This window comes from Ureibacillus suwonensis (genome assembly GCF_042655065.1).
GTDB classification, from domain to species: Bacteria; Bacillota; Bacilli; order Bacillales_A; family Planococcaceae; genus Ureibacillus; species Ureibacillus suwonensis.
Genome location: NZ_JBHSNQ010000048.1, coordinates 1 through 24,151 on the forward strand (window position 1 = coordinate 1; position 24,151 = coordinate 24,151).

Below are 24,151 nucleotides of genomic sequence, written 5' to 3' on the forward strand. Positions count from 1 at the left end.
ATGCTGGTTATGGTAGTGAACAGAACTATGAGGACATCCTTTCGAATCGAAAATGTGAGGCACTTATTCCATATACCATGTATGAGAAAGAACAAAAGAAGAAATATAAACAAAACCCATTTCATCCGGACAATTGGACGTACGACGAAGAAAGTGATACATACATTTGCCCAAATCAGCAACGTGTAACATTCAGATATCATTCTGTACGTACCGATAAGACCGGTTTCAAACGAGAATTCAAAATTTATGAATGTGAAAACTGTTCGGGATGTCCATTCCGTTCATCATGTACAAAAGCAAAAGAAGGCAACCACCGAAAAGTCATGGTGAATGAAAAATGGGAACGACAAAAAGAATATGTAAGAGCGAAGCTTTCAGAAGAAAAAGCAGGTTCTATTTTCCGTCAACGTAAAATGGACGTAGAACCAGTTTTTGGATTTTTGAAGGCTAATTTGCGTTTCACTCGATTTTCCGTCAGAGGCAAATCGAAGGTGGAAAATGAAATGGGGATTGCCTTAATGGCCGTGAATTTACGGAAATACACGGCCCAACTGACCAAAAATAATGGAGAGAAATGGAAAAAGGAGAATTTGAGTTGGCTCAAATTCTCCTTTTTCCTATTTTGAAGCTAGTTTTGTCCCAGCCTCCTTCCTTATTTCAACTCCACCTTCTGCAATTGTTGATATATTTCTTTCCAAGTCTCCAAACGGCTTTCTTCCTGCAATAACAGACGCTCTGTGTGGATTTGATTCATCGCTTGGTGGTAAATATGCTTGCGCAATCCTTCCGCTTCCTTCGCAATTTGCTCTTTCGCCCAGTCCATCATCCGCTGCTTTTCTTCTTCCAAATAACGCTCCACATCCGGTTTTGTCATATCTTCCAACGCTTGTTTCAACTGTTCCTTCTCATTCTTTTCAAAGAAGGATTTCGTGTTCTTGAAGTAGGATTTCACGGATGCATATTTATTGAAGTCTTCAAATGGACCTTCAAAATCCAATAATTCCGCATCTTCGAATTCATAAGCGATAAATGAGAAGCTCGGATTCATTTCTTTCAAAGAACGGCTTTCTTCTTTGAAACGTTCTTTGATTTGTTTTTGAATGAATTGGGCGATGCGGAAATTCGTCACCCGAAGCTCCTGGGCAAAGTCGAATTTCAATGAACTCAATGTTTCTTTCAATGCTTTGCTTAAAGCTTCCTGAGGCGATAATGCCGCAAAAGTCGATGGATTATAACTTTCTCTGAAAAAGTCAGGATAACGGTAATATACCCGTTGCAGCACGTAATATAATAATTCATCGAGCTCTTGTTTCGTATCGCTTTCAATCATGCTGGTAGACGCACTGCTGTAATGCTTTTCCACATAATTTTCTAATTGGGCGAGTTCTTCCAGGCGCTCATCTTTCCGTTTTAAGTTTTCCTCTGTTTGCGTGATTAAATCGGACAAGCGTTGATGTGTTTTTTCCACTTCCTCATGAAGCGCTTGGATTGCGATGGATGCAAGGTCTTCGTTCAAGAAACGGTAAAAGGCTTCTTCAAATGGCTGCATGCCGGAAGCATATTTCGCTTTTTCCCGCTTTTCACGCAACGCAAGCAAACTGGACACACCAAACAATTTAGGGAATCGGATGCCAAAGCGCTGCAATTCATTGCGGACGTATGCCTTCACTTCTTCCGCTTCCTCTTCATTTTTTGCCAAGTCGATGGCATTCACAATAAAGAACATTTTATCCAATTCAAAGGCATCTTTTACGCGGCCCAACTGGATCAGGAATTCCCGGTCCGCCTTTGCAAAGGCATGGTTGTAGTATGTGACGAACAAAATCGCGTCGGCATTGCGGATATATTCAAAGGCGACACCTGTGTGGCGTGCGTTGATGGAATCCGCCCCCGGTGTGTCTACAAGGGTTACCCCCATGCGCGTAAGCGGGCAATCATAGTAGAAGTTGATGTTATCCACAAAGCAGGAGCGGTGTTCTTCCGCAACAAAGCGCTCAAATTCTTCCCTGTTGACCCGAAGAACTTCACCGAGTTTTTCGCTGTATGTTGGGTATCCTTCTTTATAAGCGCGGATAAAGGATTTATGCACATTCAAACGCTCGTCTTTCAGTTCAACCTGCAAAGCTTCATCCGCCCGATTATAAGCCTCTTCCAGCGATTGCACCGTCATGCCGATCGCTTCGTAGGCAAATTGGATATCTTCCAATAACTGATCCTTTGTTTTTAATTGCACATCCGCCGTTTCGTGAAGATGTTCTTCATCGACTGGACGGATTTTATTGATGGCCGCTGTTGTCGGGTTTGGAGAAACCGGCAATACTTTTTCGCCCATCAATGCATTGGAGAAGCTGGATTTCCCTGCACTGAAAGCGCCGAATAAGGCAATTGTAAAGTCTTTATGTTCAAGTCTCTCCACTTTTTTCAATAAGAAGTCTGACACTTCTTCAAAACCTTCGACTTGTCGGACAAGTTTTGCCGTACGCACTGCGTTTTCAACGACTTCTTCCCCTTGGACGGATAGGCGGTTATGCTCCTCATGCCCTTCGACAATGACCTCTTCTTTTTCTTCTTTTTTCAACATGGATGGATCAAATAACCGAATTTCTTTCAATTCTTGTTCAAATCGGTTTTCCCATAGCGCCTTCTGTTTTCTTGCTCCATCCCTTGTATCTTTCGATGCATGAACGAGCTGTCTTTCCAAAAATTCTTTTCTCTCGTCCATTTGGGCAATGCTTTGAATCGCCTTCGCTTTTTTCTCCAGGTTTTTCAATTTTTGCCGAGCCGGCGCTTGAGCCGTTTCACTGATTTCTTTCAAAAGCGGAATTTGACTTTCTTTCCATGCGTCCGTTTCCCGGATGAAATAACGGCGTGTCGCCTCTCTTACCCGGTTGGCAAAGTTGAGCACCGCATCGCCAGTCACGATGGCGTTTTTTTGCACGCATTCTTCGATGAGGCTGAACGGCACATCAAAGGAAATGGCATCGATTTCGCCCGCCCTTTCATCGGTCAACGCGCCAACATCTTTCAACAACTGTTTCATTAAAGACTTCATGTGCCCGATGATCTGGGATTGCAAAATGGATTGATATTGATCGTAAACGTCTTTTTTCCGGCGATCGATCTCTTCCTGTGTTTTCTTCTTCCAACCGAATAAGCCGCCCACTTTGAAACCTTCCTGCTGGCTTTCCAGATAAAGCCGCAATTTTTCCCGGAAATCCGCAGGGATGATGGCCGCATTTTCCAGCAAGTCATTGCGCTTTTCTTTAAAGCTATCTTCCCATTTTTCAATAGAGAAAAGTTCCGTTTGCAATTTCAATTTTTCATATTGTTCGAGAATATCTTCACGGTTTGCCCAATCATCGGCGGATAAAACTTCCGAGAACTCCTCAAAACGGGCATTTTTCTCTTCTTCCAAGAAGGCCAAATGTTCACTTTGCATTTTTTTCAAAGTGTTTTCGGCCGTTTCAATCAATCGTTCCTGCCAATGATTCATGGAATCCATGACAATGTTCTTCACTTTTTCAAAATCATTGTGCGGATGATCCAATTGCTTCAACGATGTGAAAAAGATGCCTTTTGGCTCCACTCCCCAAGCTTTGAAGGAGTTGTGGACCGATTCTTTATATTCATCAAAAGAAAGCTCATTCTCATTATGCTTGTCGATTTGGTTCACAATCAAATAGACGTTTGGATTGTATTTCATTAATTGTTTCGTAAATTGGAAGTTCAATTCGGATTGCACATGGTTGTAGTCCATCGTATAAAAAACGATGTCTGCGATATGCAATGCGGATTCTGTGCTCATTCGGTGAGCATCGTCTGTGGAATCCACTCCCGGTGTATCCATTACAGTTACACCAACAGGCAATTTCGAATCTTTATGCCCGATTTCGATTTGAGTCACAAGCTCTCCGTTTTTGCTCAATTCTTTGACCGTTTTTATATCGTAACCGGCTTCAAATTTCACCGGCTTATCATTTTTCATGTAACAAATGGCAAAATCCTCATCCGATTTATGCACTTTTACGATATTTGCGCTTGTCGGAATCGGACTGGATGCTAAAATATCTTCTCCGGATAAAGCGTTGATCATACTGGATTTTCCAGCAGAAAAATGCCCCGCAAATCCAATGACATACTCTTTTTGCAGAATTTTTTTCGCAAACAGATGGAGTTTTTCCATCCGCTCTTCATCTTCATTCCGTTTGAAGACTATGTATTGAACCGCTGCTTGTTCTAACAGTTGCTCCATTTTTTCGTCAAAAGTACTCATGCAATAAATACCCCTTTGCCTTCATTTTGTCACAATTATAATATTAACATGGTTTTAAAGCAAAATCGCTAGTAAATCAAAAAGATTCAAAGGAAAATGGAGTTTTTTTCGTATAAAAAATAGTGCCCCACTTTAAAAAGTGTTGGCACTATTTTGTCACGTGATCGAAAATGTATGTACCAATCCAGCAATAGATGGCAATTGTCGAAGCAATGAACAGGTAAACCATTCGTCTTTCCCTTCCTAATAATGAGAATCTTTATCAATTATTATATAAAAAATTTCAACATTATAAAATAGAAAATTTTTTATTTGGCTGGTTTTTCTTTTGTCGAAAAAAGGTATTGAATGTACAAACACCTAATCTATTTTTCCTCATAAAAAGCTGTATTTTCAATACTTCTATTAAGTTTTTTATGAAAACCCTCACAGATTAAGCGCCATAAAAGGGGGGAGGATGGTATTAGCTTTCACAGTAATTTCACATTTCCATTATAGAACTGTGATTTTTATCACATCTTAGCAGTTTTATTTTTATTATGATGAATCGTGAAGTAACACATTTGAAGTTCATAGGAGGGAGAGACATGTCAAATCACAAAAAGCCTTCGTCAGAAGAAAATTTAAAAGGTACCCTATTAGCGACCTTCGGAGTGGGGCTGGTCATCATCATTTTCTGGGTACTTGCATTCGATCTGTACACTGGTCGTTTCTAAACGATCAAGCTCGCTTCTAACAACTTGAGTAGGAGGGAAAACAATGGAAATACACAAGTATGAGAAATGGTGGATGATTTTCGGAACAGGTACGCTGATCGTGTTCCTTATCATCCTCGGTGTAAGCGCATTCCATAGCGGAACGCATCCAAATAACTCTAAATGGACAATTGACTATGAAAAGGTTGATGAATATGCTCCGTTTGACAATCCAGGATTGCATAAAGTGGAAGGCAAAGATTGGGATTATGAAGTAGTGCTCGTTGCACAGGCTTTCGCTTACAATCCAACTGAAATTGAAATCCCGGTAGGATCTAAAGTTCGTTTCATCGCTACTACAAAAGACGTTATTCACGGACTCGAGGTTGCAGGAACAAACATCAACATGATGCTTGAACCTGGTTATGTATCTGAAAAAATTACAACTTTAGATAAAGCCGGAACGTATACAATCGTATGTAACGAGTACTGCGGTACAGGTCACGCATTGATGTACTCTACATTAAAGGTGGTGGACACTAATGACAACAGCAACTAAGGAAACTGTAAAAAGCACTGCATCTTCAGGCTTGAAAAAACAGCTTGAATTTGTTGATAAAAAAGATGGAAAATTGGCATTAGCTTACATTTATGTTGCATTCATAGCAGTATTTTTAGGTGGTACAGCCGGACTATTACAAGTTTTAGTTCGTTCAGGTAAATTTGAACTTCCAAGTTTCCTAAACTACTATCAAGTATTGACAGTGCACGGCGTATTACTCGGACTTGTATTGACTACTTTCTTCATTATGGGATTCCAAACAGCTGCTGTCAGCCGAACTAGCGGTACATTCACAAATAAACAACGCACAATCGGCTGGGTAGGTTTCTGGCTTGCAACAATCGGATTAGTTGCAGCAGCGGCAATGGTCTTAACAAATCAAGCTTCTGTCCTTTATACATTCTATGCGCCATTGAAAGCTCACTGGGTATTCTACCTTGGCTTGGCATTAGTGGTTGTAGGTTCATGGATTACAGGTTTAGCACAAGCGATGCGTTTTGTTCAATGGAGAAAAGAACATAAAGGTCAAAGCACACCATTATTATCCTTTATGGCTGTAGTTAACAACCTCTTATGGTTCATCGCTACATTGGGTGTAGCAATAGAAGTATTATTCCAATTGATTCCTTGGTCCATGGGCTTGGTTGAACGTGTGGATGTATTATTATCCCGTACTCTATTCTGGTACTTCGGTCACGCATTGGTTTATTTCTGGTTATTGCCTGCTTACATGGTTTGGTATGTTGTCATTCCAAAAGTCATTGGCGGAAAAATCTTCTCTGAATCTTTGGCAAAATTGGCTTTCATGTTGTTCTTGATCCTTTCAGTGCCGGTTGGTCTACACCACCAATTCACTGAACCAGGTATCGATCCATTATGGAAATTTATTCAAACAGTCTTAACGTTCTTCGTTGTTGTTCCATCTTTAATGACTGCCTTCTCCATGTTCGCAACATTTGAAATGCGTGGTCGCGAACTTGGCGCTAAAGGCGTATTCGGTTGGTTCAAAAAATTGCCTTGGAGCGATTCAAGATTCTTATTGCCATTCATTGGTATGGTTGCCTTCATTCCTGGTGGTGCCGGCGGTATCGTTAACGCATCTTACCAAATGAACGAACTTGTACACAACACAATTTGGGTAACAGGTCACTTCCACTTGACTGTAGCAACTGCTGTTGCGTTAACATTCTTCGGAACAGCCTTCTGGTTAATACCACACCTAAATGGCAGAAAATTAACAAAACGCGCAAACAGCATGGCTAACTGCGCAGGTATTTTATGGGCTATCGGTATGACAATCATGTCAAGTGCCATGCACCTTGCAGGTTTACTCGGTGCGCCACGTCGTTCCGCTTACTCCGAATATGGCGGTTCAGAACAAGCAGCTGAATGGATTTCTTACCAAATTACGCAAGCAATTGGTGGTTCAATCCTATTCATCGCCATCTTAGTGATTACTGGATTAATCATTTACCTTGGATTCTTCGCACCGAAAGGAGAAGAAGAATTCCCTGTTGCGGAAGTTGCACCAGGTGCAGAAAAAGTACCTGCAGCCCTTGAAAACTTCAAACTTTGGGGAATTATCATGATTGCGGTGATCATCTTCGCTTACACAATCCCAATCATTGATATCATCAATAACTCTCCAGTTGGTTCAAAAGGTTTCAAACTCTGGTAAAATGACAGCACAATTCCCTCCCCTCAAATGGGGAGGGTTTTTTTTATTACACACAAATTAAATATTAAAATAGTGTGAACTTTTTTTCAACTAGTACTTTTCATTTTACATCATAATTCCGCCATCCACATGCAATACGTGGCCGGTAATATAATTGGATTCATCGGAAGCCAAAAACAGGTAAGCGTTTGCAATATCATCCGGTTCTCCAAGCCTTTTCAAGCTTGTAATCGATTCCATATAATTTAATATTTTTTCAGGCATTTTCTCCACCATTGTGGTTTTCGTAAATCCCGGAGCCACCGCATTCACATTGATTCCCTTTTTGCCCAGCTCCTTCGCCCATGTCTTCGTCATCCCGACAATGGCCGCCTTTGCAGCAGCATAATTTGTTTGCCCGATGTTTCCATAGATGCCGCTGACAGAGGATGTATTGATAATTTTCCCATTTCCTTGTTCAATCATGACTTTTGCAACCGCTTGCGCACAATGAAATACGCCTTTTAAATTCACATCGATCACGTCATTGAATTGCTCTTCCGTCATTTTGACAAGCATAGCATCCCTTGTAATCCCCGCATTGTTAATTAAAATATCGATTTTTCCGAAGATTTCTTTCACTTTCTCGACCATTGTTTCCACTTCATCTTTGGATGCAACGTTCACTGGATAGAACATTACTTCATGACCCTGATCCCGGAATTGTTTCGCCAATTGCTCCCCCGCTTCCTTTTGTATATCCGCGACAACCACTTTTGCCCCTTCTTCCAAAAATCTTTTTGTAGCAGCCTTGCCAATCCCGTTTGCTCCTCCGGTAATAATCGCAACCTTCCCTTTTAGTCTCATACGATTCTCCTTTTTCATAGAATTTCAAAAAAACAGACAATCATTGACATAATACGCCGTCGCCCCGACCAAATTCAACAAATTTTATAAAATTATATTCCAAAAAATAAAAAAATATGCAAAAAATCCATATAGACTTTTTGCATATATCTGTGGCAGTTTCATATTCTTATTGTGGTTCCACCGGCAATACTTCAAGGAAGCGGGACCGCATTTTACGGTCTTCTTCATTTAATAAAATATGGATATCTCCATAATCATTGGCCGTCCGAATAAGCCGGCCGATCCCCTGCTGCAACCGCAATAACATAAATGGCATATCCACTTCTTCAAATGGATTTCCGGCAAATTTTCTTTTTGCTTCAAAAAGCGGATCTTTCGGCGGGAAAGGCAATTCATAAATGATGATCTGCGTCAAAGATTCTTCAGGCAAGTCTACCCCTTCCCATAAATGATAAGAGCAAAGGGTTTTGATTGTACCGTTTTGGAAATCTTTGATGATGGATGTGAGTTCACGATCCCCTTCAAAACCGACCGTCAACCGGGACATCAATGGCAAATTCTCTTTGAATTTCAGCATCGATTGTCTTGATTTGAAGAGCACCAACGTTTTCTTGTTTTGCTTGAGCAGCTCTTCCACTTTTTTCATCTTTTGATCTTCGTCCAGCTCATGCAAATAGATTTTCATCACTTCATCATAATCAAAAGGAGAAGGCACGCTGAAATGTTGATATTTTTTTACACCTAAGCTGGATGCAATATAGGAAAAATCATTATTTACCGATAACGTTGCCGATGAAAAAATGATTGGTATGTTATTAGAGAATAATTTCTCTTCCAATACTTCTGTAATCAATCTTGGCATGATGACCAATGTTTCTTCTCCATCCGTATCCTCCAGCCAGTCAATGGCATCGCTTTTTGAGATAAATATCTTTAATGCTTCCTGATAATCTTCCAAAAATTCTTCAACAATATTCAATTCATATTCCGGAATCACATACATTTCCGATTCGAATACAAACTCTTCCAGCAATTGTTCCACGTCAGCGATCAATCGTTTTCCCAATGCAATCAACTTTTCTGATTTCCGGATACTTTTTCTGTCCTCTTCTGACGGGATTACATCATCCCGGAGCTGGTCAAAAAACAATTCATGGTCATCTTGCAGTTTTTCCATTGCATATAAAGTGCTTTCACGGATTCCGTCCGCCATCAAGTGATCCAGCAATTTTACGATCGTATAATTCTGCACTTTATAAGTCATCGCCTTTTGGGCAGCATATTCCAACAGATGCCCTTCATCCAGGACAATCATTGACACTTCCGGCAAGAGAGTCAATTGCCCTTCCCGTTTGCGGGATTCTTTCGTTGCCAAATGTTCCATTAAAAAATCCTGGGAGCAGACGATCAAATCCACCGCTTTCCGATAATAGGCCCGATGCAAAGTTTGTCCGCATCGGTTGCGTTTTTCGCAAATGCTGCATTGCATGATGGAATTGTAATTCACTTTATTCCAATTTTCGTCGCTTATTTGGGGAAAATCGCTTCTTGCGCCATACAAAGGAATTTTTACCGCCGAACTTTCTGAAAACACCTCTTCCGGAATGGTGAAGGCGATCTCATCAATCCATTCTTCATCTTCATATAATTCCGCTTCTTCAAAGCGCTTTAAACATAAATATTGGTCCCGTGATTTTGCAAGGCGTACGTCCACTTTGATCCCCAAATGTTTTTCGATTTTGGCGATGTCCCCTTCTTCTTTAACCAGCTGGTCAATCAATGTTTCATCTGCACAAGCAATCAATGCCGGTTTCCCTTTATAGCGCGCATACGCGATTGCGGGCAATAAATAAGCGAGGGTTTTTCCCGTTCCAACACCCGCTTCCGCAAACAAAACGTTTTTTTCTTTTAAAGCTTTTTCGATTTGATAGCTCATGTAAATTTGTTCATCGCGACATTCAAATCCTTTTTCGGGCAAAATGTCATAAAAAATGTCGCCGATCCAATCCCCCAACGAATCAAAAAAGCTTTTTTCTTTCGATAATTCAAAAGGTATCGATGATTTCATATTCTATTCTCCTTTATCAATGTCTACTTGTTAGACATGAAGAAAAAGTGTCTCGAAAAAATTCAAGACACTGCCTAAAAAGTTCAGAAATTACCTTGATTACAATAATTTTATTATAAGAAATTCGACATAAAATAACAACATTCGATCTTCCTTAAATCAATGATTGTTTGTTTGATTTTTGGCCCCAAAATTGATAAAAATCGGTGCGGATGAATCCGTTAAACAATTTCCGTTTTTTCGTCGCTTTCTTGCCGTACAGTTCCTCAAAATTGTCCATGGATGACAGCATATAGACCGACCACGTCGGATAATTTCTCATTATTTTCCCAAGTTCGCGGATCACTCTTTCAATTTCTTCCCTTTCCCCGATTCTCTCCCCATAAGGAGGATTGGAGACAATGACACCATCTGTAAGGGAAGTCGTGAAATCGGTCGCCTGCATTTGTTTGAAAGTGATCAAATCGCTCAAACCGGCTTCCAGCGCATTCTCTTTTGCGATTTTTACCATTCTATGATCAATGTCCGTCCCCAATATTTCAAGAGGTTGATCATAGTTTGCCAAATCCTCCGCTTCTATCCGGGCGTCATCCCAGATTTTCATATCCATCCAGGGCCATTCTTCCGAAATGAAATCCCGATTATACCCTGGTGCAATATTTTGGCCAATTAACGCCGCCTCGATCGGAATCGTGCCGGAACCGCAGAATAAATCGACAAAGGGACGATGAGGGGACCATTTTGAGATTTTTACCAAAGCGGCTGCCAACGTTTCTTTTAAAGGGGCATCCCCCTGGCCTACCCGATAACCTCTTTTGTGGAGTCCGGCACCACTTGTATCAATTGTAAGTGTTGCCATATCTTTCAAGATTGATACTTCAATTTTGAAAGTCGCCCCCGATTCGTCCAATAATCCGGTTTTCTTATAGGCTGTTTTTAACCGTTCCACAATCGCTTTTTTTACGATTGCTTGGCAATCCGGAACACTGAATAATTTCGATTTCACCGATTTTCCTGAGACCGGGAAATTCACATCAACAGGCAAATAACGTTCCCATTCAACAGATTTTGTATTTTCAAACAATTCCTCAAAAGTCGTTGCCGGGAATTGGGCTGCAACAATTTTTACCCGATCGGCCACCCTCAGCCAAAGATTGGCTCTGGCAATCGCCCTTTCATCACCTTCAAAATAAATTTTTCCGTTTTCCGTACGCGTTTCGTACCCCAATGCTTTTACTTCGTCTGCAACAATGGATTCCAGTCCCATTGCAGATGTAGCGACCAGTTGAAATTTCGTCATTTGCATCCATCCTCGATATCTTTCCATATTTTCAAGAAATTAATTATATCATCATTTTGTTTCGGATTACAAAATTAGATCCTTCCACTATCTATAGCCTTCATTCGGAAGATTCATTCTTCTTATTGACATTATTCCCTACTTGCATCTACAAAAGAAAAAGCTCTCCTTCATGATGGAGAGCTCCTGATGATAAAGCATAATCATTTCGATTAATGTTTCTCATCATAGTGATTTCTATAAGCCATGTTCTGTCCCTGCGTACTCGAACGGCTTTCGCCTCGTACTGTCAGGTAGTAATCATCTATCTACGGGAAGGAATCCTCCCCGTCCCCCCCTCCGTTCATTTCCTTCAGGGGGGCGCCCCTACCATAATTTGGGTTTCTCACTCGTGGGGTTTACCGCGTTCCACCTTCACCGTTTCCAGTGAAGCTACGTCACTGTGGCACTTTTCAGGAAGTGTCGACCATATCGCCAGTTGCGACTTAGGTCTTCCTTCCGCCGTCAAAGCTGCAAGAGCTTTGCCTTACCTTATTTTTTCGGTAAGCACGAACACTACGGTCATCTCAGAGCCGTGTGAGCATGGACTTTCCTCTACAAACATATAACGTTTGCAGCGATTACTCGAAATCACTATGACCATTTAATATTATACTAAACAAACGATTTAAATCAACTTGTGGATTTTATCAATCGTACAATTTATTGCCAAAAACATGCTTTTCCAAATTTGATAGTCTTTTTAGAATATCAAAGTTCGTACTTCCGGCATATTGAGGCGTTTGTTGCTTTTTGGCCGCTTCCAGCTCTTTTTTCAATCTTTCGTTTTCCGCTTGCAATTCTTTTATGATTTTATTAAAATTGTCATAATCTTCCATTATTATATCTAAAAATTGGTCCACCTCATCAATGTTGTAGCCTTTCATTTGTCTCTTGAATTCTTTTTCCAAAATCATTTTGGAATTTAATTTGATTTCCATCCACATCGCCCTTCCATCGATACATACGTACTATATATTATACCACATGTAACCCTATAAAAGGACAGGAAAACACCGCAAAATCATATTTTTTGCATATTTCGACATGCGGTAGATCGTTTTTTTGTCAAACTTTGCGCTTCCCCGGGAAATACTTTTCATTACCAAACGTTATAAATATTTCCCGTTTTTGATTTCCAACCTTTGCAATCTTTTGTCCCAATTTTCTAATTGTTTTTTCTTTTGATGATCGCTGAAAAAATCCGCTTCCTGAATCATTTTTATTCCTTTGAGTGTATACTGGAGCGCCTCCGGGTAATTTTTCATTTGATGTTCATATAGCTTTGCCAGTTGCTCATAGGAATCCAATTTTTTTCTTCCATCAATTGTATGAATCGCCTTTTGAAAAGATTCAATCGATTCTTTGAATTGTTTGTGACGTTTTTGTTGCAATGCCAAATAATAATAGGCAAGGCCGGTTTCATGTTCCGCAAATTGTTCCGTCACTTTCAAAAATAGTTGCCTGCTTTGTTCAGGTTCTTTTAAATCATTGTACCATTTGCCGATATTTGTATACGTTGTGGCTCCATCCCGCAACACGTCATCCAGAAGAAGATTTGTTGAATGAATGTACAGCACAAGAAGTGACAGGATGTCCCATTCATTATGTTGAAGCACTTTTATGAGCCCTTCAGCATTTCCGCTTCTGACCGCATCCGCATAAATAATCGGTGCAAGAAACCCGGGAATATCATTTTCCCTTTTGAAGCCCAATTTTTCTTCTTCCACTTTTATTAATTTTACTTTTTCCAAATGATTTTTCCAGATTCTTTTTGAACTATGGAATAAGTCGATTTGTCTGGGACTTTGTAATGTTGGCAAATAGTTTTTATGAAAGATCCACCGCATCTCCAATTGGGGCCAATCGAAACTTTTCCCATTGTATGTAACGATCGTTTTTCCCCGTTGCCATAACTTGGATTCAAACAAGAAGGCGGCTTCATTCGCCGGATCCGCCAGCACATATTGATTCAGCACGAATGCCTCTTCATCGACCTCAAGGAGGCCCAAAAGAAAAATGTGCGTGCCTGCGCCCTTTAACCCGGTTGTTTCCGTATCAAAAAACAGCACCTTTTCTCCAGGATAAATGGAATAGGGATGCTCTATTTTCGACTGTTCCCATTTTTCGACCGCTTGGAAAAACTCCTTTAATTCATACCGTCCATGTTTATAGTCGAAAGGATATTGGACTTGCCTTTTTAATACGACTCCGAAATCATTTTCTACAATCGAAAGACCGGCTTTTTTCCATTCATCGATGTAAGCCGGTTTTTCAGGTTTTTGGTAGGAAGGTTTTTCGGATTCTGCCGCTTTCTTTTTCCCCACCATTTTTTTCAATTGTAATATTTTATTTTCGTAGCTCATCCCATCACATCATTTCATTATAAATCATGTTCAATACTTTCACTACCCGTTCTTTTCCATTTGACAAACTGTCCTGCGCCCCGATGCAGGATGGACATCCGTGTTCACAAGGACAGGATTTCACATGTTGGATGGTCATTTCCAAAATCGGGACAAGCAGATCATAAACCTTTTCACTCAACCCGATACCTCCCGGATAGCTGTCATAAATAAACAAAGTCGGTTTTTCATTGTGGACGGACTTTACTTGTGGTACGACAGTCACATCTTTCCGATCGCATTGAATATATAGAGGTATGAAAGATCCGATGGCGTAACTTGCCCCCGTTAAAGCATCGGTCAGCATTTCCTCCGACCAATTTTCAGGCAAATCAAATGAAATCCACGTTGCATTTGTATGCATTTCCATCGGTGGAATATGAATTTTACCGGACCCGATATTATCCAAAGTGGTCATATGGATTTTTTTGAAAATTGTAGGAATCGCTACCAAACTCACATCTCCGTAGCTGACCGTCACCTCTTTATAGGCTGCGGTTTTATCTTCGCTCAACACTTTCAATTCCACCGCCAAATTCGCATCTGTATAGTAATTGACATCCACCTCGCGGACGTACGCTTTCTTCTCTTCCCAATCCAGTTTTTCCACTTGATATTGAACGCCTTGATGAAGATAAATCGCTTCTTCATGCAAAAGGGTCATGGCGGAATACGTATCCATTTCCCCAATCACCTTTGTACCCGCCGGAACCGTTTGATCAATGATGACGACATTTTCCTGGGCGGCGGACCGCAAATTCACATCATGGGCAGGGAATCGGTCGCTCATCCAATAATAATGGGCATTTGTTTTGACGAGCACCCCTTCTTCCTTCAAATAGTCAAGCAGCTCCTGCACTTCAAATTCACCATAGGAATCGTTTGTTGAAAACGGCAATTCAAAAGATGCGCATTTCAAATGGCTCATTAAAATGAGAATGTTGTCCGGATTGATCAATGCTTCTTCCGGAGAATTGCCCAATAAGTATTCGGGATGATTGATGATATATTGATCAAGGGCTGTGGAATTCGCCACATAAATGATTAATGCGGATTCCTGTCTTCTTCCGGCCCTTCCCGCCTGTTGCCATGCACTCGCAATGTTTCCCGGATACCCTGTCATGATGCACGCCTGGAGTTGTCCTATATCGACGCCCAGTTCAAGGGCATTTGTACTGACGACAATTTGAATCGTCCCATCCCTTAATCCTTTTTCGATTTGACGCCTTTCCGATGGCAAATAACCGCCCCGGTATCCTTGGATGGATTCGTCGTTGATTTTATTTTTCGTCAACTCTTTTAAATATGTAACAAGCCTTTCCACCGTCACGCGGGATTTGGCAAACACAATCGTTTGTATCCCCGCCTGATAGAGCCGCGCCGCCAAACCGCTCGCTTCCAAGACCGAACTTCTTCGGACGCCGAAAGTCTTATGGATAATTGGAGGATTATAAAAAATCAATGTTTTCTTTCCGACCGGCGCCCCGGATTCTGAAATCAGCTCATGCTCCGTATTCGTTAATTTTTCCGCCAGTTCTTTCGGATTTTTGATGGTTGCGGAAGTGCATATAAAAATAGGATGGCTTCCGTAAAATTGGCAAATCCGCATGAGCCGCCGCAACACATGGGCCACATGGCTTCCAAAAACCCCTTTATATGTATGCAGTTCATCAATGACGATAAACTGCAAATTTTCAAATAGTGAAACCCATTTCGTATGATGGGGCAAAATGCCGGAATGGAGCATATCCGGATTCGTCATGACAATATGGCCCGCTTTTCTCACCTTTTGCCGGATGCTCGGCGCCGTATCGCCATCATATGTATAACAGTAAATTTCTTCATCCATCGCATCGATCAACTGATTTAAATCCGTCTTTTGATCTTGTGCCAACGCTTTTGTGGGAAATAAATAAATCGCTCTGGCAGAAGGATTTTCCAAAATTTTTTGCAGCACGGGTAAATGATAGCATAGAGATTTTCCGGAAGCGGTAGGTGTGATTGCGGTAAACGACTTTCCGGCGAGGGCCAAATCAAACGCTCTCCGTTGATGGGTATACAATTTTTCAATCCCCCGGCCGCCCAACGCCTTTTTGAGGGATGGATGCAAATTCTCCGGAAAGTCCGCATACTCCCCTTCTTTTCCATCAATCGTCACGACATGTGCTATATTTTCTTTTAATTCTTCATCCTGCTGCCATTCGTAAATGAGTTCATCGATTGATTTCTTCACCATTGTTCTCCTCCAAATACCTTGACAAAGTTGTAAGGATGAAACGCACTGAATGCACGGTTTGGAAAAATCTTTTCTTGCTCGTTTCTTTATAAAAGGATTCAACGACAAACTTATCCATTGAATCCGCCGCATTTTCAATCTGCTGGACATGCATGTATTTCGGTTGATGCTCATTAATCCATTGAATGGCTGATGCTTTCCAGGCCATCACCAATTCATGTATTTCATCAGCATATGGTTTCACTTCATCAAAAAAATTTGGTGTGGCGTCAAGTTCGCTCATTTTCAAAAAACGGTTCCTTGACGCATCACACTCTTCAATCAACTTTTTAGTCATTTCCAACAGTTCCATAGAATAGCTACCTCTTACTCCTTAGTCTATCAAAATCTATTCTAAATCACTAGCCATAGGGGAACAAGTATTCTTTACATGAACATTCTTTTCTGCTAAGCTTACTTTCTGATGAGTGGAAACAATTTGGGCGAAAAAATAGTCATTAATCAATGCCCGCTCGTTCTCCAATTTGGCCGTCATCATTTCGTCCAAACAATCCAGTTGGGAAATAAGCAATTGAAATTTATTCATAACATTCCTCCTTTTTATGTGTTTATTCCATGCATGGAGGAAAAAACCTTTCAGCCTGTCAAAACTAGACAACGTTAGATAAAAGAACAATTTTTTCGATAATTTTTTATGTTAAACTAATTACTAGATTTGGATATTATTTTTTTAGAGGGTGATTGATGATGCTGAAGTATCCGAACGGCAAACCTTATAAGCCGAAAAATCAAACACCGGAGCAGGTCGGCACTGGCAAAGTGAAAGATTTTTCTTTTGGAAATAGGGGGAAAACCCTTGAAGAAGAAATCAATGAAACGAATGAATACTATTTAAGCAGGCAAATCGCAATCGTCCATAAGAAACCTGTTCCCATCCAAATCGTCAAAGTAGAGTACCCGAAAAGGAGTGCCGCGGTCATCCGGGAAGCTTATTTCCGCACTCCATCAACAACGGATTATAATGGTGTTTGGAACGGCTATTATATCGATTTCGAAGCAAAAGAAACGGAAAGCAAAACTTCTTTCCCGTTGAAAAATGTACATGAACATCAAATCACCCATATGAAAAACGTCGTTGATCAACAAGGGATCGCATTTACCATTGTAAGATTTTCGAAACTGGATCGATATTTCTTTCTTCCATTTTCAGTATTATATGAATCATGGTGCCATATGAAAAAAGGCGGAAGAAAGTCGATACCATTGGAAACCTTTGAATCAAAGAGCTATGAAATCATTCCAGGCTACAATCCTAGAATTGATTATATAAGCATAATAAAGAAATTTATATGCAACAAAGAATGTTAGTTTAATGAAGCGAGGCGATAGCATTGAGCGAAAATCGACGTTCTCGGTCTGAATTAAGAAAAATGCGAGAATCTCAACAAAAAAGAAAGAAAAAACCGATGAAGAAATGGCTTAAATGGGGGATCATATCCATCCTGACACTGTTTCTGGCAGGAGCCGTTTTTGGAGCCGGGCTGTTCATTTATTACGCAAGTTCAGCGCCGGAACTGAACGAGGATCTTTTAAAAGATCCAATTTCAGCGGAATTTTACGATATGAACGGGGAGCTTTTTGCAACCATCGGGGTTGAAAACCGAAAATATGTTGAATATGATGAAATCCCGCAAGAAATGGTCGACGCGATTCTGGCAACAGAAGACGCAAGATTTTTCGATCATTTTGGAATCGACGTGTTCCGCCTCGGTAAAGCCGTAATGGCAAACTTGACCGGGGGATTCGGATCACAGGGTGCCAGTACAATCACCCAACAGGTCGTGAAAAACTCTTTCTTAAGCAATGAAAAAACATTGAAACGGAAAGCGCAGGAAGCATGGCTTGCCATTCAGCTTGAACGCATGTACAGCAAAGAAGAAATCTTTGAAATGTATTTCAACAAAGTACTAATTTCCGGAAACATTTATGGGTTTGCAACAGGTGCCGAATATTTCTTCGGCAAAGATCTGGATGAATTGGAATTGGACGAAATTGCCCTGCTTGCAGGTATGCCGCAAAGTCCGAACAACTATAATCCGTTCAAAAATCCTGATCGGGCCCAAAAACGCCGTGATATCGTATTAAATTTGATGGTTCAGCACGGCAAAATCACGGAAGCGGAAGCGGAAGAAGCGAAAAAAGTCGATGTAACATCACGCCTACTTCCTGAAGAACAAAGAAAAGGCGTTGCCGGCACAAAATATGACGCCTTTTTGGACATTGTGTTAAATGAGATTGAAGCGAAGGATCCGAGCCTATTATCAGAAGGGATCAAAGTGTATACAACGCTCGATCCGAAAGCGCAATCTGTCGTTGAAAACATCATGAACTCTGACAGCAATTTCCCGACAGAAACCATCCAATCAGGGATTGCGGTCGTTGACACAAAAACCGGTGCATTAAGAGCGGTCGGCGGCGGACGCAATTACGGGGCGGGCCGTGGCTATAACTATGCCGACGATGCCAAAAGACAGCCTGGTTCCGCAATGAAGCCTCTTGTGGCATACGGCCCTGCCATCGAATATTTGAAATGGTCCACCGGAAAAACGATTGTGGATGAACCGTACAAGTATTCCAATGGAAAAGCGTTTGGAAACTGGGACGGGAAATATTTTGGCACGATTACCGTAAGAGAAGCGTTATATGCTTCCCGTAACATTCCAGCAGTCAAAACGTTGCAGGAAGTTGGAACAAACAAAGCAAAAGATTTCATTTCTAAATTAGGAATTGATGCTGAAAACGTGTATGAATCTGATGCCATCGGCGGTGGTGACATCCATCTTTCGCCTATCCAATTGGCAAGCGCCTATGCTGCCTTTGGCAATAACGGCGTTTATAACAAACCGCATACAATCAAAGAAATTGTTTTCCGTGACGGTTCTAAAATTACAAATAAAGCAGAGCCGGTTGTGGCGATGAACGACTATACAGCTTATATGATCACGGATATGCTCCGCGATGTGGTCAGCTCAAAACCGAATGCAACCGGTACAGCTGCACGGGTCTCCGGATTGGACATTGCCGGAAAAACGGGTACAACAAACTATGATTCCGATGAATTCAGAACATACAACTTGCCAAGCACAGCAGTGCCGGATTCGTGGTTTGTCGGTTATTCAACGAATTATTCCATTGCCATCTGGAGCGGCTATGAAAAACGGAAAGATCCGATTACCACTTGGGATGAACGCCGTCTTCCTCAAGTATTGTTCAGCAAAATCATGAGCCAAATTTCGGAAGGAAAAGAAACGAAACGGTTTACAAAACCAAGTTCCGTTGTGGAAGCGACCATTGAAGTCGGTACAGAACCGTTGAAATTGGCAAGCGAACATACACCAAGCGATAAAAGAAGAACAGAGCTGTTTGTCCGTGGTACTGAACCGACAGAAGTTTCCGACGAATATAAAGAGGAAGACATCGGGGCACCATTTAACTTACAAGCAGTCAATCACACACCTGGATTGGTCGATTTGACATGGGATTACACAGTTCCGGAAGATTACGAAGACGCTAATGTTCAATTTGAAGTGTCGATGACATCTGAAGATGGCAAATCTACGATCGTGACGACCACTGCGGAAAAGCGTGCAACCGTATCTGGCATTGAAGCCGGAAAAACATATACATTCACCGTTGTGGCAATCATTGATGATGTGCGGAGTTCACCTGCTTCCGTAACGATTAAGATTGACGGCGGTGTTGAAGAGCCGGATGTGGAATCACCGGATGGAGCGGATGAACCATCCCCACCAAATAACAACAACGGCAACGGAAATCAAGGAAAACCTGGCGGAAACAATAATGGTGGCAATAACGGAAACAATGGTGGAAACAATGGCGGAAACAATAATGGAAACCATCCGAATCCAGGCAACGGAAACGGCAACAACAATAATCAAAATGATGGAAATAATCAGGGAGTGAATCCTCCAGCCGAGCCGGCACCACCTACCCAAACCCAATAAAATAAACGGACTTTTTTGAAACCAAAAACAGAGGCAAGTGGAATCATCTTTGTTCCGCTTGCCTCTTTCTTTTGCCCATTCCATCTATGGGCTGTAGCAACCGACTGATTGAAATGATATTGCAATCTACTTTCTGACAAAGCAAATAACGGTGCAAATGTCATATTGATATGATTTTGGGAACGCTTTTATTGAATCTTCTGTTCATTCCCGCTTTTATCCATTTTTTCTAATAAAGAAACAATCTGCTTATTTTGCTCCAACAATAAATCAATGTTTTTCTTGATCTTGAAAATCAGATTGAAAAAAAGATAGGCGACAGCAAACAATATCAGGTACGGAATAAGTGCAGATAAAAAAGCGATATGGCCCATGGAAACATCTCCTCATAATTTTACAACTTTACCATCATTTTACCAAAATAAACCATTAAAAATAATGAAAAAAAGTACAACCACCATTGGCTGTACTCCTATTTCTGCACCCTTAACCGCGCAAACCGCTTTTTCACTTCCTTGAATAATTCATCCAGTTGCACATAACAGGCATATTGCCCCGGTCTAGATTTGATGAATTGGAACCGCTCCATTCCGTTTAAAGGCATTCCTTCGTATTCTTCATGCACCAACAGTTCTTCGACATCCGTATCCGAAGTGTTTACCATCAGCTCTTCAAAAAGGGCAATACCCTGCTCCATTAAATTTTTCGCTTTTTTGCTATCGCGCTCATCATGGGCAGCATAAATTTCTTTCGATAGGTTTTCCCATTGTTCAAAATAAGGTTCGATTCGGTCCTTTTGAATGGCTTCTTTTCTTACGCGAATCATTGTTTGATCAGCCCTTTTTTCAGCCGTTTTTGCCCTTCCCTGCACAGATCAAGCAATGGGCATTGGTGGCATTGGGGATTTTGAGCTTTGCAATGATATCTTCCGAAGAAAATTAATTGATGATGGGTTTTGGACCATCTTTCCTTCGGCGTCTTTTTCATCAACGTTTCTTCCACTTCCAATACGCTGTCCTTCCATCTGCACAAGCCGAGACGCTTTGTGACTCTTTCCACATGGGTATCGACCGCGATGGCAGGAATTCCAAAAGCCACAGACATGACAACATTGGCCGTTTTCCTTCCGACCCCTGGCAAAGAAGTCAATTCTTCCCTCGTTTTTGGAACTTCCCCGTTAAATTCTGTTATCAACTTCTCACACAGTTTTTGAATGTTCTTTGCTTTATTCCGGTAAAGCCCGATGGAACGGATATCCTGCTGCAATTCCTCCAAAGGTACCGATAAATAATCTTCCGGTGTTTTATATTTTTGGAATAAATCTTTTGTCACTTTATTGACCAATTGATCCGTACATTGAGCAGATAGCAGCGTTGCGATCAATAATTCGAATGGATTGCTATGTACCAGCTCGCAATGGGCATCCGGGAACATGTTGTCCATTTCTTCCAAACAATGTTCCCACTGTTTTATTGTCAGCATTCTATCTCCCCTATTCTCTTTCATCTAACCAATTGTAAAATGGCACTTTTTTATGATGATCCGTTGTGAATGGTTTAGGTGGAATGGAAGGGGAACTCTGTTTTGCGAATTGTTCCCTTTGCTTTTCGACTTGTTGAATGGTCCGGATGTTTTTCTTTTTCCATTCAAACAAAATGCGGTCGATATAACGCAAAGACAGCTTTCCGGCAAGCACGGCTTCTTTTAATGCTTCTCGGATGATGGCCGGGGAGTGGTTGTCCTGATCCAACCAGGAAGAAATCGTTTCTATTTCCATCGGTGAAAGCAAACGGCCAAATTCCTGTTCAAAAAGCGTGAAGATTTCCCCTTCTTCTTTTTTCTGATTTTCTTCCTCTAGATTCATCGTTTGTAGATCGATGAGATCCAAAATCCGCTCCCATAATGGGCATAATGTAATTTTTTCATATAGTTTCCCGTTCGCGTCAACCCCGCTGGTGATTTCGATTATGCCCTTTTTCACAAGCCGCCCCAGCTTCTCGGAAATTTCTTCTACCGAAAAGTGCATTCTTTCGGCCAAAGCGTTTGGCGTTGGAAAATGGATGTTTTCGGAATGAAAAGCGATCAAATGCAATAATAACATGGCATCTTCATCTGAGATTCCCAATTTTTTGTAATAACGAAAAAAAAGTTCAGGGATGCCCACATGTTTTTGCTCAATCCACTTACGGAGCCGATCATTCTGTTGTTTCATTTCCCTGACCCCTTTCATTAGAAAGTAAGCGCCCGTAAAAAACGGACGCTATAAGTGAAAATAAATATTATTGTTGCCAACGATCTTTTACGAATTTTTCGATGCGGCTCACTGCTTCTTCCAATAAATCCAAAGAAGTGGCATAACTGATGCGGATATTGGAAGGGGCACCGAAACCGGAACCAGGGATCACCGCAACATTCGCTTCAGTTAAAAGCGCGCTTGCAAAATCATCCACCGATGCAAATCCCGTTTTCGCCGCTGCCTCGCTCACATCCGGCAATAAATAGAAAGCACCTTGAGGTTTTACCACTTTAAATCCAGGGATGGCGCTCAATTTTGGATAAATGATTTCCAAACGGGATTCGAAAGCTTTTCTCATTTCTTCCACCGAATCTTGCGGACCATTGTAGGCTTCAATCGCCGCATATTGGGAAGCTGTCGTCGGATTGGAAGTTGAGTGGGATGCCAAGTCGGTCATCGCTTTAATAATATCTGCATCTCCGGCCGCATATCCGATTCTCCAACCTGTCATTGAATGGGATTTTGAAACACCGTTAATGACAATGGTTTTCGCTTTTACTTCTTCGGAAAGTTGCGCGATGGAATAATGTTCCGCACCATTGTAAACAAGTTTCTCGTAAATTTCATCCGAAATGATCAAAATATTGTGCTCGAGCGCCACTTTCGCGATTTCTTCCAATTCTTCGCGTGTGTAAATCATTCCCGTTGGATTGCTTGGGGAGTTGATGATCACCGCTTTTGTTTTATCCGTAATGGCGTTTTTCAGTTGTTCCGGTGTTATTTTATAATTTCTTTCACTCGTTGTTTCGATAAAGACTGGAACACCGCCGGCAAGTTTGACTTGTTCAGTATAAGAAACCCAATAAGGAATTGGAATAATGACTTCATCGCCATCATTAATAATCACTTGGAATAAAGTGTAAAGAACATGCTTTGCTCCAACACCTACAATAATTTCATTCGGTTGATATTCCAATTGGTTATCACGTTTAAACTTTTCGATGATCGCTTGTTTTAAAGCCGGAAGACCACCGGAAGGAGTATATTTTGTGTATCCTTTTTGCATTGAATCGATAGCTGCATCGATGATGTTTTGCGGCGTATTGAAATCCGGTTCACCCGCTCCAAGTCCAATCACGTCGATGCCTTGCGCTTTCATTTCTTTCGCTTTTGCCGTAATTGCTAAAGTTGACGAAGGTGTTAAAGTTTTTACACGATTGGCCAAAAATTCTTTCATTCCTAATCGACTCCTCTATAAATTCAAAATGCGTTTCCACCATTGTCCATCTTCAAACAAAATATAGACATAATTGAGTTTGTCCGATTTGTTGATATAGGCAATTTCCCAAACGGCCCCCGGTTCCTCATAGCCTAATTTTGTATGAAGCACTTCTTTGACATCTTTTTTATCTATGTGCGATATCGCCTCTTCCTCTGAAATGCCTTCGTCCAACCGAACGATTTGTATCGATTTTTCATCCAACGTGATCGGTACAAAAACGGCTTTTTCAACCCCTTCTTCATCAACCCCAAAAACGGTGACATACGGCTTATTTCCATTGTAGACATAAGCGTCATCAGCCGTTTTGATCGAGTCTGATGAGATTGCCAATTCCACCGCCTGCTTTTCAATTTTCGTGAATGGACTCGATGCTTCCCAGAGGACTAAAACAGATATTCCAATAGTTAATATTAACACAAAACTAATGATAAAAATAATCCAATTTTTCATTTGAACACCTTGTTTTTTGTCAAGTTTTATCGTTGTTTATCTGCTGTTCT

At 41.1% G+C, this 24,151-nt stretch carries 21 protein-coding genes and 1 other RNA gene; 6 read left to right on the top strand and 16 right to left on the bottom strand.

Annotation, left to right across the window (positions count from 1 at the left end; translation table 11 throughout):
• On the top strand, positions 1-629 hold a 629-nt coding region (locus tag ACFPOH_RS04365; protein WP_390308920.1), incomplete at its 5' end, for a transposase.
• A 26-nt stretch (positions 630-655) separates the two neighbouring features.
• Here ACFPOH_RS04365 and ACFPOH_RS04370 read toward each other — a convergent pair.
• Positions 656-4,276, bottom strand: a complete 3,621-nt coding sequence (locus ACFPOH_RS04370) for a dynamin family protein (RefSeq protein ID WP_390308922.1) — start codon at positions 4,274-4,276, stop codon at positions 656-658.
• A gap of 587 nt (positions 4,277-4,863) precedes the next feature.
• Between ACFPOH_RS04370 and ACFPOH_RS04375 the strand changes: the two genes are divergently transcribed.
• The 3 genes from ACFPOH_RS04375 to ACFPOH_RS04385 are packed head-to-tail and all read left to right on the top strand — an operon-like array spanning position 4,864 to position 7,211.
• Positions 4,864-4,992 carry a hypothetical protein gene (locus tag ACFPOH_RS04375; RefSeq protein WP_342469640.1) on the top strand — a complete coding sequence of 43 codons (129 nt, stop codon included), beginning with the start codon at positions 4,864-4,866 and terminating at the stop codon, positions 4,990-4,992.
• A 43-nt stretch (positions 4,993-5,035) separates the two neighbouring features.
• Complete coding sequence (locus tag ACFPOH_RS04380; RefSeq protein ID WP_342469641.1) at positions 5,036-5,530, top strand: cytochrome c oxidase subunit II; 495 nt, start codon at positions 5,036-5,038, stop codon at positions 5,528-5,530.
• A complete protein-coding gene (locus ACFPOH_RS04385) occupies positions 5,514-7,211 on the top strand; it encodes a b(o/a)3-type cytochrome-c oxidase subunit 1 (protein WP_390308923.1) in 1,698 nt (565 codons plus the stop codon). Before ACFPOH_RS04380 ends, ACFPOH_RS04385 begins: the two co-directional genes overlap by 17 nt.
• A gap of 105 nt (positions 7,212-7,316) precedes the next feature.
• On the opposite strand, the gene fabG is transcribed toward ACFPOH_RS04385, so the two are convergent.
• The 9 genes from fabG to ACFPOH_RS04430 form a co-directional block, all read right to left on the bottom strand.
• Positions 7,317-8,057 (bottom strand): 3-oxoacyl-ACP reductase FabG, encoded by a 741-nt coding sequence (gene fabG, locus ACFPOH_RS04390; protein ID WP_390308924.1) that lies wholly within the window; start codon positions 8,055-8,057, stop codon positions 7,317-7,319.
• Positions 8,058-8,226: 169 nt separating this feature from the next.
• Positions 8,227-10,128 (bottom strand): ATP-dependent DNA helicase, encoded by a 1,902-nt coding sequence (locus ACFPOH_RS04395; protein WP_390308925.1) that lies wholly within the window; start codon positions 10,126-10,128, stop codon positions 8,227-8,229.
• Positions 10,129-10,282: 154 nt separating this feature from the next.
• Positions 10,283-11,428, bottom strand: coding sequence for a THUMP domain-containing class I SAM-dependent RNA methyltransferase (locus ACFPOH_RS04400; protein ID WP_390308927.1), 1,146 nt, complete (start codon positions 11,426-11,428; stop codon positions 10,283-10,285).
• Positions 11,429-11,663: 235 nt separating this feature from the next.
• Positions 11,664-12,060, bottom strand: an RNA gene (gene rnpB / locus ACFPOH_RS04405) — RNase P RNA component class B.
• A 57-nt stretch (positions 12,061-12,117) separates the two neighbouring features.
• Entirely contained in the window at positions 12,118-12,408 is a 291-nt protein-coding gene (gpsB, locus tag ACFPOH_RS04410) for a cell division regulator GpsB (RefSeq protein ID WP_342469646.1), read from the bottom strand.
• A 171-nt stretch (positions 12,409-12,579) separates the two neighbouring features.
• Positions 12,580-13,833, bottom strand: coding sequence for a ribonuclease H-like domain-containing protein (locus ACFPOH_RS04415; protein ID WP_390308929.1), 1,254 nt, complete (start codon positions 13,831-13,833; stop codon positions 12,580-12,582).
• 4 nt (positions 13,834-13,837) lie between these two features.
• Positions 13,838-16,108, bottom strand: coding sequence for a DEAD/DEAH box helicase (locus tag ACFPOH_RS04420; protein WP_390308930.1), 2,271 nt, complete (start codon positions 16,106-16,108; stop codon positions 13,838-13,840).
• A complete protein-coding gene (locus ACFPOH_RS04425) occupies positions 16,086-16,460 on the bottom strand; it encodes a YppE family protein (protein ID WP_390308932.1) in 375 nt (124 codons plus the stop codon). The genes ACFPOH_RS04420 and ACFPOH_RS04425 overlap by 23 nt, the downstream gene beginning before the upstream one ends.
• Positions 16,461-16,496: 36 nt before the next feature.
• A complete protein-coding gene (locus ACFPOH_RS04430; RefSeq protein WP_342469650.1) occupies positions 16,497-16,694 on the bottom strand; it encodes an endonuclease in 198 nt (65 codons plus the stop codon).
• A gap of 158 nt (positions 16,695-16,852) precedes the next feature.
• Here ACFPOH_RS04430 and recU point away from each other — a divergent pair, with 158 nt between their 5' ends.
• Positions 16,853-17,476, top strand: a complete 624-nt coding sequence (recU, locus tag ACFPOH_RS04435; RefSeq protein WP_342581275.1) for a Holliday junction resolvase RecU — start codon at positions 16,853-16,855, stop codon at positions 17,474-17,476.
• Between the two features lie 98 nt (positions 17,477-17,574).
• Positions 17,575-20,133 (top strand): PBP1A family penicillin-binding protein, encoded by a 2,559-nt coding sequence (locus ACFPOH_RS04440; protein ID WP_390308933.1) that lies wholly within the window; start codon positions 17,575-17,577, stop codon positions 20,131-20,133.
• Between the two features lie 188 nt (positions 20,134-20,321).
• Here the strand turns inward: ACFPOH_RS04440 and ACFPOH_RS04445 are convergent, their stop codons facing one another.
• The 6 genes from ACFPOH_RS04445 to ACFPOH_RS04470 all read right to left on the bottom strand — a co-directional run bounded on the left by ACFPOH_RS04445 (position 20,322) and on the right by ACFPOH_RS04470 (position 24,101).
• Positions 20,322-20,507, bottom strand: a complete 186-nt coding sequence (locus ACFPOH_RS04445; RefSeq protein ID WP_390308934.1) for a hypothetical protein — start codon at positions 20,505-20,507, stop codon at positions 20,322-20,324.
• A gap of 98 nt (positions 20,508-20,605) precedes the next feature.
• Entirely contained in the window at positions 20,606-20,959 is a 354-nt protein-coding gene (locus tag ACFPOH_RS04450; protein ID WP_342469654.1) for a YpoC family protein, read from the bottom strand.
• Positions 20,956-21,615, bottom strand: coding sequence for an endonuclease III (gene nth, locus ACFPOH_RS04455; RefSeq protein WP_342469655.1), 660 nt, complete (start codon positions 21,613-21,615; stop codon positions 20,956-20,958). The genes ACFPOH_RS04450 and nth overlap by 4 nt, the downstream gene beginning before the upstream one ends.
• 10 nt (positions 21,616-21,625) lie before the next feature.
• On the bottom strand, positions 21,626-22,345 hold the full coding sequence (locus tag ACFPOH_RS04460) for a DnaD domain-containing protein (RefSeq protein WP_342469656.1): 720 nt from the start codon (positions 22,343-22,345) through the stop codon (positions 21,626-21,628).
• A 67-nt stretch (positions 22,346-22,412) separates the two neighbouring features.
• The gene (locus ACFPOH_RS04465) at positions 22,413-23,606 is read right to left on the bottom strand and encodes a pyridoxal phosphate-dependent aminotransferase (protein WP_342469657.1); all 1,194 of its coding nucleotides are present in this window, start codon (positions 23,604-23,606) and stop codon (positions 22,413-22,415) included.
• Between the two features lie 15 nt (positions 23,607-23,621).
• Positions 23,622-24,101, bottom strand: coding sequence for a cell wall elongation regulator TseB-like domain-containing protein (locus ACFPOH_RS04470; RefSeq protein WP_342469658.1), 480 nt, complete (start codon positions 24,099-24,101; stop codon positions 23,622-23,624).
• Positions 24,102-24,151 lie beyond the last annotated feature (50 nt).